The sequence below is a fragment of the Bacillus sp. EU52 genome (assembly GCF_037964975.1).
Taxonomy (GTDB): domain Bacteria; phylum Bacillota; class Bacilli; order Bacillales; family Bacillaceae; genus Bacillus; species Bacillus subtilis.
This window is the reverse complement of sequence record NZ_CP150177.1, coordinates 1,166,721-1,182,192: the sequence shown is the minus strand read 5'-3', so window position 1 is coordinate 1,182,192 and position 15,472 is coordinate 1,166,721. Positions and strand designations below refer to the sequence as shown.

Here is a 15,472-nt window from a genome sequence, read left to right as displayed (position 1 = left end):
TGTGAATTCCTTTGTATTTCTATTTTATGATAAAACAGTCACAAAAGAAATAAAAATGCACCTTTGCCTAAAAAACGGCAGTTCAGGTGGCTGATATCATAAAATACAACCTGTCTCATATAGTAGTAGTACAAGCGAAGGACTGAAAGCGAGGTGCCGCTTCATGGAGCATGACTATCTGATTTCTCTGCTTGTCATTGTTGGGATTGACCTGATCCTCGGCGGAGATAACGCGGTTGTTATTGCCATGGCCAGCAGACATTTGCCGGACAAGCAAAGACAGCAAGCCATTATTCTCGGAACATTTATTGCCGTTGCCATGAGAATCGGATTAACAAGTGCAGCAGTATATCTTTTGAACATTCCGTTCTTGCAGTGCGCCGGCGGAATTTTCCTGCTGTATTTAGGATATCAGCTGCTGATTGAAAAAAAAGACACGAAACACATTAAAAGCAGCACCTCCCTGTGGAGAGCGATACGAACGATTGTGCTTGCAGATCTCTTTATGTCGCTGGACAACGTCATCGCAGTTGCGGGAGCATCACACGGTGAGTTTTCTCTCGTTGTTATAGGTTTGTGTGTATCGGTTCCGGTTATTATTTGGGGCAGCAAACTCATCCATATTGCACTAGAGAAAATACCGCTTCTGATTTACGCGGGAAGCGGGCTGCTTGCTTATACTGGCGGAGAAATGATTGTCAGAGACAAAAAGCTGTCGCTTTTTATGGCGCAGCACGGCACAGTTGAAACGCTCCTCCCCATTTTGACGGTTGCGTTTGTCATCCTTGCGAGCATTTATTACCAGCAGGTTGAAAAATAAAAGAAGGCTGATGACTCAGCCTTCTTTTGATGATACGATCTATTAGTTTGCCAAACGCTGTGCTTCTCTTAATTGGAAAGAGCGAACTTTTCTTGGCAGGAAACGTCTGATTTCGTCTTCGTTATATCCGACCTGCAAACGTTTTTCGTCAATGATGATCGGACGGCGAAGCAACCCTGGATGCTCGTTGATCAAGCGGTACAAATCTTGCAGCGGCATAGATTCAACGTTCACATTCAGTTTTTGGAATACTTTTGAACGGGTTGAGATGATTTCATCTGTTCCATCCTCAGTCATTCGAAGAATTTGTTTTATTTCATCAATTGATAAAGGTTCAGAGAAAATGTTTCTTTCTACAAATGGAATATCGTGCTCCTCGAGCCACGCTCTCGCCTTTCTGCATGAAGTACAGCTTGGTGATGTGTATAGTGTAACCATTCATCTTCACTCCTCTAATTAGTAGGATGAACATCTATTTTATTCTTAAATTGAAATTACTCTAAAAAAGGAATCTTTACAGGTATTATACTATAAAAAAGTAAGTGTGAACAGTATCCTAAGAAAAAAATGTGTCAATCCAGCAAATTTTTAATGTTCATGATATGTTCTAATTCTCAATTAGCTTAACTGATCGAAAATATTTTTTTGTTTTTCTTCATCAATGAGTTTCAGGACTTCATCCGTTTTTTCGTACGATTCCCCGTACCATTTCTCGTCTTTATAAGTATGAATGTTTTCATATGTTTGTTTCATGGCTTCAAGAATTTCTTCTTCTGATTCTGTTTTTGGTGACCAGTACAGAATCTCCATCTTGTTTACTTCATTCGTAGCCAATGACCGGCGCCGGTACCCAATTGACTGAGCATGCTTGAAATGCTCTCTTTGATAAAACCTCAGGCGTTTTTCTGTATCAGTATCATCTTCATCCACAGGTTCCACCTCGAGCAATATGGGCTTATTTTTCTTTTTCAGCTTCGCGATCAATTTGCCGCCAAGCCCCTGCCCTCTTGCATCCTTAGACACATACAGATAATCAACGAAGATAAAAGAATCGAATTCCGCAAACATTAAAATATGATGTTTGCCTTCATCTTTATGATAAATATCGCTTCGCTCTTTCAGAAGAGCTTCCATATGCGCTTTTGATTTCATTTCTTCAATTGGAAAGTACTCGCTAAGCTTTTCATACCAGTTCATTGATTTGCTCCTTATGAGTTCGTTGTCTTCATACTTTTAGATATACCCCATTTCTTCTTGTTTAAACAGCCTTACATCTATAAAGACGTGCGAACTTCCGCCATGGTTTCATTTTTTTTTTCAGCAAAACGGAGCCAACTGCTCCGTTCATTTTGAAGTGTTTCTCATTGAACTCGATTTTCCCGCCTGTAATGAACCAGGCGGGGCTGCGCCAGTGCAATCAGAAATGTCATGATATATAATGCAGCAGCCGCGATAAAAGCTATTTTCGCACCAGCAGCATCAGCCACTAGCCCCATAATGGAGTAGGTGACGCCTGACCAAGGAGTCAAAATCGCATTTTTTGCAGCCATGATTCCGATTCGTTTCTGCTCGGGAATAACTTCCTGCAGCATGGTTTCCTGGCAAATATCACGCACCTGATAAAAAGGCCCCATTGCAGCACAAGCCAGAGCGCATAAAAATGGGACTGGAGAAAATGAAAACAAAAGGGTCAGCGCCGACATTACAAGCGAGCTGAACATAATGGCATAGCCCATATTCCGCTCAAAAAAAGAAGAAAAACGAATAGCAATCACACTGCCGACAATTGCGCCTATAAAATAGGAAGCGTTAAACATCCCCCACCACACCTCTGTTTCATGCAAAACAGCCGCAGTAAATGCGAGGAGAATAGCAGATGACCATACGGAACCCGCCAAAGCTTCTAACATGTCCATTACAGTAATGTCTCTTACAATAGGGATGATCATTAAATCCTTCCATATACTTCTGACAGATGCTGTTTCAGCAGTTCCTGCAGCCTCTTCTTCATTTACATGCAGCACACTGATGGAAGCTCCCGATAGAACAAACAGGCAAATGGCAGCGCCGACAACGAGTTCAAAAGGAACGGCGTACGTCAGAAGGCCTCCAAGGCCCCAGCCTGCTGTTAAGAACAATTGATTCGAGAGGGAGATCACACCATTCGCTTTTACATATTGCTTCTTTGGAACAATAATCGGCAGCAGCGCAAATCTTGCCGGCTGAAAAAAAGCGCCCGCGAAGGAAAAACAAAACACAAACAGCAACGTAATCCAAAAGAATGCCTGTCCGTGATGAGTGACGCTGTATGCCATCAGGATTATAAAGACCGCTCTCAGCAGATTCGCTCCCGCAAGCACCTTTTTAAAACCGAGAATGCGAAGCACCGGAGAGACGCAAAAGCTTGCTGCTATACTCGCAAACGACATGAACGATAAAATAAGGCCCGCCAAAAAAACGGAGTCAGTCATTTGATAGATCCGGACCATTAAAACGATTGTGACGAGGACTCCTGCTAAAGATTGAAAAGATTGAGACAGCAATAGCGCAAAAACATTTTTGTTATGCAGAAATTGAATCGTATTTCGCCTCCGCTTTTTCCTCTAATTGTAAATGTTATCATTCTCACTTTCTATGAAGACGCAAAAAAATCCTTCAAGAGAAATCTCTTGAAGGATTGATGAATCATGAAAAAGCTTTAAATTCGGCTTCCGTGCACATCACAAAATGTCCCGGTTTGACTTCACGGAATTCCATCGTTTCCCCATCCTTTAATTGATGGACAGACGGATCATATTTCTGGCGAACGCGATTTCTCTCATAGTCCGGATCAGGAAGCGGAATCGCAGAAAGCAATGATTTTGTATATGGGTGAAGCGGATTTTCATAAAGCTCATCTGCCGGCGCAAGCTCAACCAGTTTCCCGAAATACATGACGCCAATGCGGTCACTGATGTATTTGACCATCGATAAATCGTGGGCAATAAACAGGTATGTGAGCCCTTTTTCTTTTTGCAGTTCTTTCATTAAATTCACGACCTGCGCTTGAATGGATACATCCAAAGCGGAAATCGGCTCATCCGCGATAATGAATTCCGGATCAACAGCAAGAGCTCTGGCAATCCCGATTCTTTGGCGCTGGCCGCCGGAAAATTCATGCGGATAGCGGTTCGCGTGTTCCTTGTTTAAACCAACTGTTTCCAATAGTTCATGAACCCTCTGCATCCGCTCTTTTTTCGTTTTTGCCAGCTTATGAATATCAAGGCCTTCAGCAATAATATCAGCAACTGTCATTCTCGGATTCAGGGATGCATAGGGGTCTTGGAAAATCATCTGCATTTTGCGGTTGAATTCCAGCAGCTTTTTCCGCGATTTTCTCCCGTGCACATTTTCACCGTTAAACAGCACCTCACCATCGGTTGCTTCGTACAGCCGGATAATGCTTCGGCCTGTTGTCGATTTACCGCAGCCAGATTCACCAACCAGCCCTAATGTTTCACCTTTATAGATATCAAATGATAAATCATCTACAGCCTTAACCGTTCCCCTCGGCGTGACAAAGTGCTGTTTTAAATGTTTGATTTCTAATAGTTTTTCAGTCAATTCATTCACCTTCTCTCACTAAGACAGGTTTTTCAAACGTGTTTGCCAGTTTACGCATTTTCGCTTTTACCGCTTCTGGCGGCTCTACCTTTGGCGCGTCGGGATGAAGCAGCCACGATTTGACATAATGAGTATCAGATACCTTAAACATTGGCGGCTCCTGTTCAAAATCGATTTTCATCGCATAAGGGCTCCGCAGGGCAAAAGCATCTCCTTTTGGCGGGTTTGTCAAATCAGGCGGCGTGCCCGGAATGGCAGTCAGCTCTTCCTCTCCTGAACTTTCCAGTGTCGGCATGGATGCAAGAAGCCCCCAAGTGTATGGATGTCTCGGATCGTAGAAGATTTCGTCTACCGTACCGGTTTCTACAATCTGTCCCGCGTACATGACAGCGACCCGGTCAGCAACGTTAGCCACAACACCAAGATCGTGTGTGATAAAGATGATGGACGTGTCAATTTTCTTTTGCAAATCCTTCATTAATTCCAAAATTTGCGCTTGAATCGTTACATCAAGAGCAGTTGTCGGCTCATCGGCGATCAGAAGCTTCGGATTCGCTGCAAGCGCCATGGCAATGACAACCCTCTGTCTCATCCCGCCTGAAAATTCATGCGGAAATTGGTTCACCCGCTTTTCCGGCATTGGGATACCGACTAATTCCAGCAGTTCAACCGCGCGTTTTTTAGCCGCTTCCTTCGAGATCTTTTCGTGTTTAAAAAGCACTTCCGTAATTTGTTTACCGACCTTCATCGTTGGATTTAAAGAGGTCATCGGATCTTGGAATATCATGCCGATCTCTTTTCCCCGGACATTTTGCATTTCTTTTTCGGACAGCGGCACCAGATCCTTTCCTTCAAACAGGATCTCACCGCGTTTGAAATAACCCGGAGGCATTGGAATCAGCTTCATAATCGCTTGAGAGGTTACACTTTTTCCGGAACCTGATTCTCCAACAATGGCCAGCGTCTCCCCTTTATCCAGATGGAAATTCACTCCGCGGATCGCCTGGACCTCTCCGCCATATGTTTTAAATGAAATTGCTAAATCTTTTACTTCTAATAGGCGTGTCACCCGTATCACTCCCTTATTTACGTAACTTAGGATCCAATGCGTCTCTTAATCCGTCGCCGACAACGTTGAAACCAAACATTGTAATGCAGATAAATCCGGCAGGGAAGAATAAACGCCACGGATAATAGGTCAATGCAGGCAATCCGTCAGAAGCCATCGTTCCCCAGCTTGCCAGCGGAGCCGGAACACCAAGTCCCAAATAGCTTAAAAAGGCTTCTGTGAAAATCGCAGTAGGAACTGTCAGTGTCATCGTGACCAAAATAGAACCCATCGCGTTTGGCACGATATGTTTAAACAGAAGACGGGATGTTTTTGCACCCAGTGTTTGTGAAGCAAGCACATACTCCTGATTCTTCAGCTGCAGCACTTGTCCGCGCACGATTCTGGCCATATTAATCCAGCCTGTAATCGTCATGGCAATAATAATCGTAAATAGACCTTTCGGAAGAACAACCATCAGTAAGATAACCATTAATAATGAAGGAACTGCCCAAAGGATATCAGCGATACGCATCATGATTTCGTCCGTTCTGCCTCCGCGGAAGCCTGAAATGCTCCCCCAAATGACGCCGATCAGCAAATCGAGAATAGCAGCTGCAACACCGATAAAGATTGAGATTCGAGCCCCTACCCATGTACGGACGAAAATGTCTCGTCCAAGATCATCTGTTCCGAACCAGTGATCTTTTGAAGGCGGCTTATCCGCATTTAAGAGATTAGTAGTTGAATAATCATACCTTGAGAACATCGGCGCAAAAATTGCCATAAGGATAATAAGTACGATAATGATAAGCCCGACCATTGCAAGCTTATTGCTGCGGAAGCGAAGCATCGCATCTTTCCAGAGGGAAAGGCTCTTTTTACTTATTTTTTCTGCATCGCCGGCATTCGCTGCGGCTGGTTCAAACATGTTTTTTGGAATGTTCTGCATGGCCTAGGCTCCTTTCTTTGCTTTGGAAAGCTTGATTCTTGGATCAATAATGCCGTATAACACATCTACGATTAATACACACAATAGCAAGATGACACTGAAGAACACCGTTACACCCATAATGACCGTATAATCACGGTTTGTAATACTGTTGACGAAGTGTGCACCAAGCCCCGGAATCCCAAAAATGGTTTCAATAATGAAGCTCCCCGTTAAGACCTGTGCGGCCATCGGGCCCATATATGTAACAACCGGCAAAAGCGCGTTTCGAATGGCGTGCCGCACTGTAACCGCTGGGCGGGACAACCCTTTCGCTTTCGCTGTGCGGATATAATCACTGTTTAACACTTCGATCATGCTTGAACGGGAAAGTCTGGCAATAAACGCCATCGGCATGGAAGCAAGTGCGATTGAAGGCAAAAAGGTGTATGCCCAGGAATCCCACCCCGCGACCGGAAACAGCCCAAGCTTCATGGAGAACACATATTGCAGAACAGCCGCCATGATAAAGCTCGGAACCGAAATACCAAATATCGTTAAAATCGCGACGGTATAATCCTGCCACTTATTATGGTAAAGGGCTGCAATGACCCCAAACAATACACCTAACGCTAAAGCGAGGAGAATAGCTTCTGCTCCAAGAGTAAATGAAACGGGGAAACCTGAACTGATCAGGTCGTTAACACTCTGACCTTTATATTTAAATGACGGTCCGAAATCCCACATTGCAACTGATTTCAAATAACTGACATATTGTACAAACAGCGGCTTGTCCAAGCCATAATGCGCATTTAAATTTGCTTCAATTTCAGGCGGAAGCTTTTTCTCACCTGAAAATGGCCCGCCCGGTGCTGCTTGCATTAAGAAGAATGTCACAGTTACAATCACAAATAGTGTGATAATCATATAGACTAAGCGTCTTCCGATATATTTTAGCAAGGGGGAACACCTCCATGGTTTTTACATTTTTATACTCCATCAGTAAGAAAGGTATATGGGGCTTTTCTCCCCATATACCTTGAGGTCTTTTATTTTCAGACGTAGCCTTATTTAAAATATGCGTTTCTGAAATAAACCTCACCAGTACCTGGCATGATAACACCTTTTAGGTTTTCATCCTGTACCCAAGTATCAGTATAGAAATAGATTGGGGCAACCGGCATTTCATCAATGAAAATACCTTCTGCTTTTTTCAGCAGCTCTGCACGTTTTGTTTTATCTGTTTCAGTTTGTGACTGATTCAGAAGCTTTTTGAATTCTGGATTTTCCCAGCCTGTATCGTTATTTCCTCCGTTTTTGTCGCGGAACAATTCAAGGAAGTTGATAGGATCATTGAAGTCGCCGAGCCAGCCCATACGGCCGATTTGATAATCTTGGCTGTGGAGCTTATCAATATAGACATTCCACTCTGAGTTATCAAGCTCAACATCAACGCCTAAATTTTTCTTCCACATTTCTTGTACTGCTTGAGCGATTTTCGCGTGTGCGTCATCAGTGTTGTAAGACAATTTGATTTTTGGCAAATCAGATGCCTTGCTTAAGCCCATTTCTTTTAGGCCTTTATCAAGGTATTCTTTTGCTGTTTTGACATCATTGTCTTTGAAGTATCCTTCTTTGTTATCCTCAAATCCCTTCATTGTAGGCGGCACTGCAGCCATTGCCGGGATTTGCTCTCCTTGCGTAACGTTTTTAACAATCGACTGACGGTCAAGCGAATATGTTAAAGCTTTACGGATATTTACGTTGTCTAATGGCTTAGCTTCAGTGTTGAATTTGTACCAATACACACCTGCAATCGGCTCAACATGTAAAGAACCGTCTTTTTTCAAGGTCGGCAGGGATTCTGTCGGAAGCTGTCCGAGCGGCATACCGGCCCAATCAAGTTCGCCAGCTTGGAATTTTTTTAGTTCCGTATTGTTATTGTTGATCATAACCATATCGATTTTCTTCAGTTTGACTTTGTCTTTATCCCAATACTGGTCATTTTTTTCGAGAGTAATAGAGCCGCTGTGTTTCCATGCCGTCATTTTGAACGGCCCGTTTGATACATAATCATCTCCGGCATTTGTATTCCACTTTTTATTTTTCTCTGCAATTTTCTTATTGATCGGCATATACGTATAGAACGCAGTTAATTCAGTGAAATATGGAGTCGGGTTATTTAATTCAACCTTCAGCGTTTTGTCATTCACAGCTTTTACTGCCACATCGTCTAGGCTGCCTTTTCCGGTATTGGCCGCTTCAGCACCTTTTATGTAGTAGAGCTGGTAAGCGTATTGTGATTCGTTATTAGGGTCAAGCGCCCATTTCCAAGCATATTCAAAATCTTGTGCAGTTACAGGGTCTCCATTAGACCATTTCACACCATCACGAATGGTAAATGTATATGTCTTTCCGTCCTTGCTCGTTTCAATCTTAGAAGCCATGCCTTCTTCAGGCTCACCATCTGCATTGATACGTGTCAATCCTTCAAAAGTCTGACGGATAACACCGCCTGATACTGAATCATTTGCCAATCCCGGATGTAAGGAGAACGGCTCAGTTTTAATATTAATGTTAAGTGTCGTCTTTCCTTTACTGTCCTTTTTCCCTTCACCGTTTGATCCGCTGCCGCCAAAGCCGCACGCGCTCAGCACGAGAGTGAAAATGAGCATCAACGTGACAATCGACCAACGTTTTTTCATATTCGCAAACCCCCTAATAATAATTTTCAGCTCCTTACGGCTAAATCCTCAGAAATATCAGACAAATGAACCTGAGTTTCCACAACTTTTATTCTGTTCCGTCTTTTCTGATTATTTTTGTAAAAAAGCTGTAACAATAGAGTGAACAAGTTCATTATAATGAAACAAATAATTTATTGCAATATTATTTTATCAATTTAAAATATTTAAACTTCGTTAGTTTTTCTTCCATGAACATAATATCCTTCTACCATTTAAAGCATAAATTGATTAAAAACTTTTTCATGTGTTTTCTGCCCATATTGCTTTTTACATATAATATCTGCCTGTTTTTACGCTGATAGCAGTTATCATTTAAGGATTTTACAGCACTCGTGTTATTTATATTATTACAATTTTACTGGAAAAAAGAATGTTTTTTCATGATGACAATTGGTTATAATTGATTTATAATGAAGCAATCAAAAGAAAAGCTTGCTATGAAAAAGAGTAGTACACGTTTCACCTGTTTGAAGAGAGTCTGCGGTGCTGGGAGCAGATAACGGGCAATGTGGAATGGACTTTGGAGCAGCTGACCGAACTGGAAAAAAGTAGGCTCAGCCGGAGCAGTCTCCGTTACAAACGTCAGAGTGATTTCATTTTAATGGAATAATCAGGGTGGTACCACGGTTCATTCGTCCCTTTTTTACAGGGGAAGAATGAGCCTTTTTTATTATGTTTTAAGAAATGAGGTTGATGTTTTCATGAAACAAACGATTTTTTCAGGCATTCAGCCAAGCGGCTCAGTGACGCTCGGCAACTATATCGGTGCAATGAAGCAGTTTGTCGAACTGCAGCATGATTATAACAGCTATTTTTGCATCGTGGACCAGCATGCGATAACTGTTCCTCAAGACCGGCTTGAGCTTAGAAAGAATATCCGCAATCTCGCAGCGCTTTACTTAGCTGTCGGACTTGATCCAGAAAAAGCAACATTGTTTATTCAATCAGAGGTCCCCGCGCATGCGCAGGCCGGATGGATGATGCAGTGTGTCGCATATATCGGCGAGCTTGAGCGGATGACTCAATTTAAGGACAAATCCAAAGGCAATGAAGCTGTCGTCTCCGGCCTGTTAACATATCCGCCGCTAATGGCCGCTGATATTCTGCTGTACGGAACGGATCTTGTGCCTGTCGGTGAGGATCAAAAGCAGCACCTTGAGCTGACGCGGAATCTCGCAGAACGCTTCAACAAAAAATACAACGACATCTTCACGATTCCGGAAGTGAAAATTCCAAAAGTCGGTGCACGCATCATGTCTCTGAATGATCCGCTGAAGAAGATGAGCAAATCTGATCCGAACCAGAAATCTTATATTACCCTGCTGGATGAGCCGAAGCTTCTTGAAAAGAAAATCAAAAGCGCTGTGACAGATTCTGAAGGCATTGTGAAATTTGACAAGGAAAACAAACCGGGCGTTTCCAACCTTCTTACAATTTATTCAATCCTCGGCAATACGACAATTGAAGAGCTTGAAGCAAAATACGAAGGAAAAGGCTACGGCGAGTTTAAAGGTGATTTGGCAGAAGTCGTGGTGAACGCATTAAAACCGATCCAGGACCGCTATTATGAGCTCATAGAATCTGAAGAATTAGACCGGATTCTTGATGAAGGCGCGGAACGAGCGAACCGGACAGCAAACAAAATGCTGAAAAAAATGGAGAATGCCATGGGTCTTGGAAGAAAAAGACGCTAATCAAAAAACCGCTCTTTGCAAAGAGCGGTTTTTTTCAGTTGACCTTTGATTCGTTTTCCATTTCCCAAAGCTTTTCGAAAAAAGGCTGTCCTTTTATTAGGTTTTCGCAAAAAGCTAGGTGTTTGTCCGACCAGCCTTCAATTGTTTCGTTATACAGCATGTCCCAAATCTCTTCAAAGCTCATCCTTTTGATTTGTTCATACATATGCGGATTCCACTCTGTGTACCAGTAGCCGATTTCAGCCCGGTTTTTCAGCCCTTTTAATTGGTCAAGCGCCATAAACATCAGCTGCTTAATTTGCCGTTCTTTTCTAGTCAGTCCTCTGACATGTTCTGGTGCTAATGATAAGATGTGATATTCCTTAGAGGATTCCAGCTTCTTTGGCTCAAATTCATATGTTTCAGGCTCTACATCTTTTACCATTTCATAAACGAGCTGCTCCTGTCTTGGGATTAAACGGCTTTTTCTGACAGGGATCGTGTAGCCGATCGTGTCGACAGCTAAAATGCCGATTCCGTCTGTTACGACAAAACAATACTCAAGCTTTGTCCGCTCATGATTTTTCCGAATGTACGATTTCTGATGTACGTCTTCAAGCAAACCTTTCGGAAGCTCTGACAAATCGTTTTCTATGTAATGAAACAGTACTGACGGCACCCTTAACAGCGGCACCTGATCCAAAAGCTCAACCGTATCTTCCTTGCGCCATTCGTGAAAGTGGCATACATTGTAGCCATTTTCTTCCCCTTCAAACCAATTGACCCACACATCATGAAGAAATAACATCTCTAACCCCTCACTTTTATAAAAACTGTTGTCCACAGTATAGGCAAGGGATAGAGAAATTATTCCAAAGAGATTGAGGAAATCTGGAATCACTGGGTTTATGTAAGAATCGCAAAAAGCAGATCTCTTTGTATATTTTCTAACAAAAGGAGACCTGCTTTTTTTCTGATTTGGTAATATTTTATCACAGTTATGATATTCATTTTTATTTAATATTTTTCGGGTCAAGCGCATCCCGCAGGCCATCACCGACAAAGTTGAAGCATAAAACGGTCATTAAAATAAATAGCCCGGGAAATAACGGGTACCACCATGCTTGAATCATTACTGTGAAATTCTGTGCGTCTTGAAGCATGTTCCCCCAGCTAGCGATTGGCGGCTGGATTCCAAAGCCCAAGTAGCTTAGCGCCGATTCAGCTAGAATAACAGACCCTACTTTCAGCGTAGCTGACACGATAATCGGCCCTAACGCATTGGGCAGGATATGAGAAAAAATAATTTTGTTCGTTTTTGTTCCAATTGTTTTAGCAGCAAGAACATATTCCCTTGAACGGAGCGACAAGAATTCTCCCCTTACTAATCGTGCTGTTGTGGTCCATCCTGTGAGACAGAAAATTAAAATCAGTTTGTCCACACCCGGCTTGAAGATGGTGACCAGCGTGATCAACAAGAAAATATCAGGAATGGATAACACAATGTCAACTACACGCATAATGACAGCATCCACTATTCCTCTGAAATATCCGGCTAATGCTCCTAAAACCGTTCCGATCAAAATCGAACCGACTACGGACGCAAATCCAACCAATAAAGAGACACGCGCTCCATATAGGATCCGGCTGAAAATATCACGTCCAAATTTATCCGTTCCCATCAGATGTTCAAGGCCCGGCGCCTTATATTTATCAAGCAGGCTTTGCTGCTCTTGGGGATAAGGTGCAATTAAAGGGGCGAAAACAGCAGACATAATAATGGTAAAAAGAATAACGGCACCTAAAATGGCCAGTTTGTTTTTCGAGAATTTTTCCCAGAAAATCTTTGTCATTGTTTCTGGCTTTTTCGAAATATTTTCTTTCAGCCTGATCTCCGGCGAGGGAGTTGTTTGCAGCTCTGACATCTCTGTTTCCCTCCTTTTAATATTCGATCCGCGGATCAACAATCGCGTAAAGGATGTCTGCAATGAGGTTTCCGACAACGACAAGAACCGCCGAGATCACAGTCATTGCCATGATAACCGGATAATCGCGCTGGAATGCTGAATCGACAAACAGCTTTCCTAATCCCGGCCAAGTGAAAATCTGCTCTACGACAACCGCTCCGCCAATAAAGGAAGGAATCATTAAGCCGAAAATCGTAATAACAGGCAATAGTGCATTCCGCAAGCCGTGCTTAAATAATACTCGATTCTCTTTGAAACCTTTTGATCTGGCAGTCCGGATATAATCTTGATTTAAAACATCAAGCATATTGGATCTTGTATATCTCGTTAAGCCTGCCATATCAGCTGTCGCCAGCACAAAAGCGGGTAAAAGCAAATGATGAATCCGGTCTACTATACTGAAATCTGAGTTAAGGGTGGCGACTCCCCCGGTTGGAAACCAGCCGAGATTCACGGCAAACACCATGATTAAAATCAAACCGAACCAAAAATTCGGGATTGCCAAACCGATAAATGAAGTAAATGTAATGCCGTAGTCCAGCTTCGAATAAGGTTTTTTTGCAGAAATTACCCCGAATGGGATGGAAATGATCAGCGCCAAAATTGTTGACACCAGCATCAAGAGGAGTGTGTTGGGCAGCCGTGCTAAAATCAGTTCTGAAACAGGCGTCCCTTTTCTGATGATGGATGTGCCGAAATCACCTTGAACCATATTGCCCAGCCATTTTAAATATTGAACATACTCAGGGTCATTGAGACCGTACTTTTCAATAAACTGAGCCCTGTCTGCCTGGCTGATCGTAGGATCCATCATAAGTGTCATCGGGTCCCCTGGAGCGGCTTTCATAATAATGAAAGACAAAATTGTAATTCCCAAAAGAATAGGAATCGAAGATAACGTTCTTCGAATAATATATGTAACCATATTCTTGTCCCCTTCGTTGTTCTTTTTCAAATTCAAAGGGGAAGGAAACGCACTCCCTCCCCTGCAAGGGAAAATTATTGGGCAAGCCACCATTTTTCAATTTGGTACAACTCGCGTTTTGGATGATACACATAACCCTCTAAGTTAGCCGGCATCGCCATATGGTTGTTCGGATAGTAAAGGAAAGTATACGGCTGATCTTCAGCAAGCTTTTGGTAAATCTTTTCGTAAGCTTTTGAGTATTCGTTACGGTCACTGATTGATTTTGCATCTTTGAGAAGCTTATCAACTTCAGGGTTTTTGTACCACATGTTATTTAAGCCTTTTTCAGACTGGCTAGAATGGAAGATATCGTAATGGTCTGGGAACGTTGATAAACTCCATCCTAAAACCATTGCGTCATAGTCCCAATTAGGTGGATTTGTCTGTTCTACTAATGCACTCCACTCAACGATTTGCGGCGTTACCTTAATCCCGACTTTCTTCAATTGTTCTTGAACAACAACTGCAATGTCTTCACGAACTTTATTTCCTTGATTCGTTTTCAGTGTAAACTCGAATTTTTTACCGTCTTTATCGAGGATGCCGTCACCGTCAGTATCTTCCCAGCCGGCTTCTTTCAACATCTTCTTAGCTTTTTTGACGTTGTATTCAAATTTAGGAACCTCTATATCTTTCGGATAGTTCCATGAAACCGGGCTTTCAGGGATATAAGCGACCTTCCCATCCCCATCTAATACGGTTTGCACCATTGTTTCACGGTCTAAAGCTGTCGTAAGCGCCTGGCGCACTTTTTTGTCTTTAAACAGCTCATTTTTCTCATTCCAGCCGATATACGTATAGCTTAACGCTAAATCTGTTACGACTTTGACATTATTAAACGATTCAGCTGTCTTATAGTCAGTTGACGGCACGTTAAAGAAATCAATATCTCCGGCCTGAAGCTGGGCAACTGCTGCATTGGCGTCAGGAATGATTTTATACGTGACACTGTCTAAATACGGACGGCCGTCATAGTAGTCATCATTGGCAACGAGCTTCACGTATTGTCCGTCTTTCCATTCTTTAAATTTGAAAGGCCCTGAGCCGATTGGATTTTTTCTATTAAATTCGTTATCTTCAAGCTCTGCAACCGGTACATCTTTTAAAATGTGCTCAGGCAGAATCCCGTAGCTGTCTAACGTATTGTTATAGAAGTTAGGGTCTTTGTATTTCAGCGTAAATAAAACCTCATAATCTCCCTTTTTCTCTACTGATTTCAGCATTTCAAAGTTAGAGCCGCGCTCTCCTTTGTAATCCTTGTTAAGCGGAATGCTGTACGTAAAGACGACATCATCGGCAGTAAGCTCTTCTCCGTCATGGAACTTAACGCCTTTTTTGATTTTTACGTCATATTTCAATCCGCCATCCAGCTCTTTCACACTTTCCGCCAGTGACATTTTGACATTTAAGTTTTCATCGGTTTTCGTTAAAAAGCTGTAAATCATTTGTTCAATATCTGTACTTGATTCATCTGTTGAATATAATGAGTTGAAAAGTGTTGGCGCTCCGATTGAACCAACAACCAAATCCCCGCCTTGCTGCGGTTTGCCTGCTGATTTTTTCTCGCTGCTGTTGCTTGATTTTGATCCCGAGCAGGCTGATAAAAATATGGCCAGAACCATCAATACACTTAGCATCATCAGTGCGGTTTTCCGTCTTTTCATTAGATATTCCCCCTCTTGAAATGTTCGTTCTTCTCAGCTGTTGTTTATGTAG

14 protein-coding genes and 1 other annotated feature are annotated in these 15,472 nt (G+C 42.5%); of the genes, 2 read left to right on the top strand and 12 right to left on the bottom strand.

Features of this window, described 5'->3' with window-relative positions:
• Window positions 1-163: 163 nt before the first annotated feature.
• On the top strand, window positions 164-820 hold the full coding sequence (locus NSU05_RS06090; RefSeq protein WP_003232944.1) for a TerC family protein: 657 nt from the start codon (window positions 164-166) through the stop codon (window positions 818-820).
• 42 nt (window positions 821-862) lie between these two features.
• Here NSU05_RS06090 and spx read toward each other — a convergent pair whose 3' ends face one another.
• From spx to oppA, 8 genes are all read right to left on the bottom strand, one after another.
• Window positions 863-1,258: a transcriptional regulator Spx gene (gene spx, locus NSU05_RS06085; RefSeq protein WP_014476435.1), complete on the bottom strand. Its 396-nt coding sequence runs from the start codon at window positions 1,256-1,258 to the stop codon at window positions 863-865.
• Window positions 1,259-1,438: 180 nt separating this feature from the next.
• Window positions 1,439-2,017: a GNAT family N-acetyltransferase gene (locus NSU05_RS06080; protein WP_003224597.1), complete on the bottom strand. Its 579-nt coding sequence runs from the start codon at window positions 2,015-2,017 to the stop codon at window positions 1,439-1,441.
• A gap of 164 nt (window positions 2,018-2,181) precedes the next feature.
• Window positions 2,182-3,399: an MFS transporter gene (locus NSU05_RS06075; RefSeq protein WP_010886478.1), complete on the bottom strand. Its 1,218-nt coding sequence runs from the start codon at window positions 3,397-3,399 to the stop codon at window positions 2,182-2,184.
• A gap of 106 nt (window positions 3,400-3,505) precedes the next feature.
• Entirely contained in the window at window positions 3,506-4,423 is a 918-nt protein-coding gene (gene oppF / locus NSU05_RS06070; protein ID WP_003245567.1) for an oligopeptide ABC transporter ATP-binding protein OppF, read from the bottom strand.
• 1 nt (window position 4,424) lies between these two features.
• On the bottom strand, window positions 4,425-5,501 hold the full coding sequence (oppD, locus tag NSU05_RS06065) for an oligopeptide ABC transporter ATP-binding protein OppD (RefSeq protein ID WP_072173823.1): 1,077 nt from the start codon (window positions 5,499-5,501) through the stop codon (window positions 4,425-4,427).
• A gap of 4 nt (window positions 5,502-5,505) precedes the next feature.
• Window positions 5,506-6,423 carry an oligopeptide ABC transporter permease OppC gene (oppC, locus tag NSU05_RS06060; protein ID WP_015252359.1) on the bottom strand — a complete coding sequence of 306 codons (918 nt, stop codon included), beginning with the start codon at window positions 6,421-6,423 and terminating at the stop codon, window positions 5,506-5,508.
• Between the two features lie 3 nt (window positions 6,424-6,426).
• Complete coding sequence (gene oppB, locus NSU05_RS06055) at window positions 6,427-7,362, bottom strand: oligopeptide ABC transporter permease OppB (RefSeq protein ID WP_003245554.1); 936 nt, start codon at window positions 7,360-7,362, stop codon at window positions 6,427-6,429.
• Window positions 7,363-7,469: 107 nt separating this feature from the next.
• Entirely contained in the window at window positions 7,470-9,107 is a 1,638-nt protein-coding gene (gene oppA, locus NSU05_RS06050; RefSeq protein ID WP_015252360.1) for an oligopeptide ABC transporter substrate-binding protein OppA, read from the bottom strand.
• A 470-nt stretch (window positions 9,108-9,577) separates the two neighbouring features.
• Window positions 9,578-9,792, top strand: a binding site (T-box leader).
• A gap of 58 nt (window positions 9,793-9,850) precedes the next feature.
• Here oppA and trpS point away from each other — a divergent pair.
• On the top strand, window positions 9,851-10,843 hold the full coding sequence (gene trpS, locus NSU05_RS06045) for a tryptophan--tRNA ligase (protein WP_038430004.1): 993 nt from the start codon (window positions 9,851-9,853) through the stop codon (window positions 10,841-10,843).
• 34 nt (window positions 10,844-10,877) lie between these two features.
• On the opposite strand, the gene NSU05_RS06040 is transcribed toward trpS, so the two are convergent.
• The 4 genes from NSU05_RS06040 to NSU05_RS06025 form a co-directional block, all read right to left on the bottom strand.
• Window positions 10,878-11,630, bottom strand: coding sequence for a YjbA family protein (locus tag NSU05_RS06040; RefSeq protein ID WP_003239298.1), 753 nt, complete (start codon window positions 11,628-11,630; stop codon window positions 10,878-10,880).
• A gap of 205 nt (window positions 11,631-11,835) precedes the next feature.
• Entirely contained in the window at window positions 11,836-12,747 is a 912-nt protein-coding gene (appC, locus tag NSU05_RS06035; RefSeq protein WP_038428785.1) for an oligopeptide ABC transporter permease AppC, read from the bottom strand.
• Window positions 12,748-12,763: 16 nt separating this feature from the next.
• The gene (locus tag NSU05_RS06030) at window positions 12,764-13,714 is read right to left on the bottom strand and encodes an ABC transporter permease (RefSeq protein WP_014476430.1); all 951 of its coding nucleotides are present in this window, start codon (window positions 13,712-13,714) and stop codon (window positions 12,764-12,766) included.
• 74 nt (window positions 13,715-13,788) lie between these two features.
• Window positions 13,789-15,420: a peptide-binding protein gene (locus NSU05_RS06025; RefSeq protein ID WP_029317612.1), complete on the bottom strand. Its 1,632-nt coding sequence runs from the start codon at window positions 15,418-15,420 to the stop codon at window positions 13,789-13,791.
• Window positions 15,421-15,472: the final 52 nt, after the last annotated feature.

Coding starts and splice junctions, on each gene's coding strand:
- spx (WP_014476435.1), bottom strand. CDS start 1,258: ATGGTTACACTATACACATCACCAAGCTGTACTTCATGCAGAAAGGCG.
- NSU05_RS06025 (WP_029317612.1), bottom strand. CDS start 15,420: ATGAAAAGACGGAAAACCGCACTGATGATGCTAAGTGTATTGATGGTT.
- NSU05_RS06080 (WP_003224597.1), bottom strand. CDS start 2,017: ATGAACTGGTATGAAAAGCTTAGCGAGTACTTTCCAATTGAAGAAATG.
- NSU05_RS06090 (WP_003232944.1), top strand. CDS start 164: ATGGAGCATGACTATCTGATTTCTCTGCTTGTCATTGTTGGGATTGAC.
- trpS (WP_038430004.1), top strand. CDS start 9,851: ATGAAACAAACGATTTTTTCAGGCATTCAGCCAAGCGGCTCAGTGACG.
- oppA (WP_015252360.1), bottom strand. CDS start 9,107: ATGAAAAAACGTTGGTCGATTGTCACGTTGATGCTCATTTTCACTCTC.
- NSU05_RS06040 (WP_003239298.1), bottom strand. CDS start 11,630: ATGTTATTTCTTCATGATGTGTGGGTCAATTGGTTTGAAGGGGAAGAA.
- NSU05_RS06030 (WP_014476430.1), bottom strand. CDS start 13,714: ATGGTTACATATATTATTCGAAGAACGTTATCTTCGATTCCTATTCTT.
- oppC (WP_015252359.1), bottom strand. CDS start 6,423: ATGCAGAACATTCCAAAAAACATGTTTGAACCAGCCGCAGCGAATGCC.
- appC (WP_038428785.1), bottom strand. CDS start 12,747: ATGTCAGAGCTGCAAACAACTCCCTCGCCGGAGATCAGGCTGAAAGAA.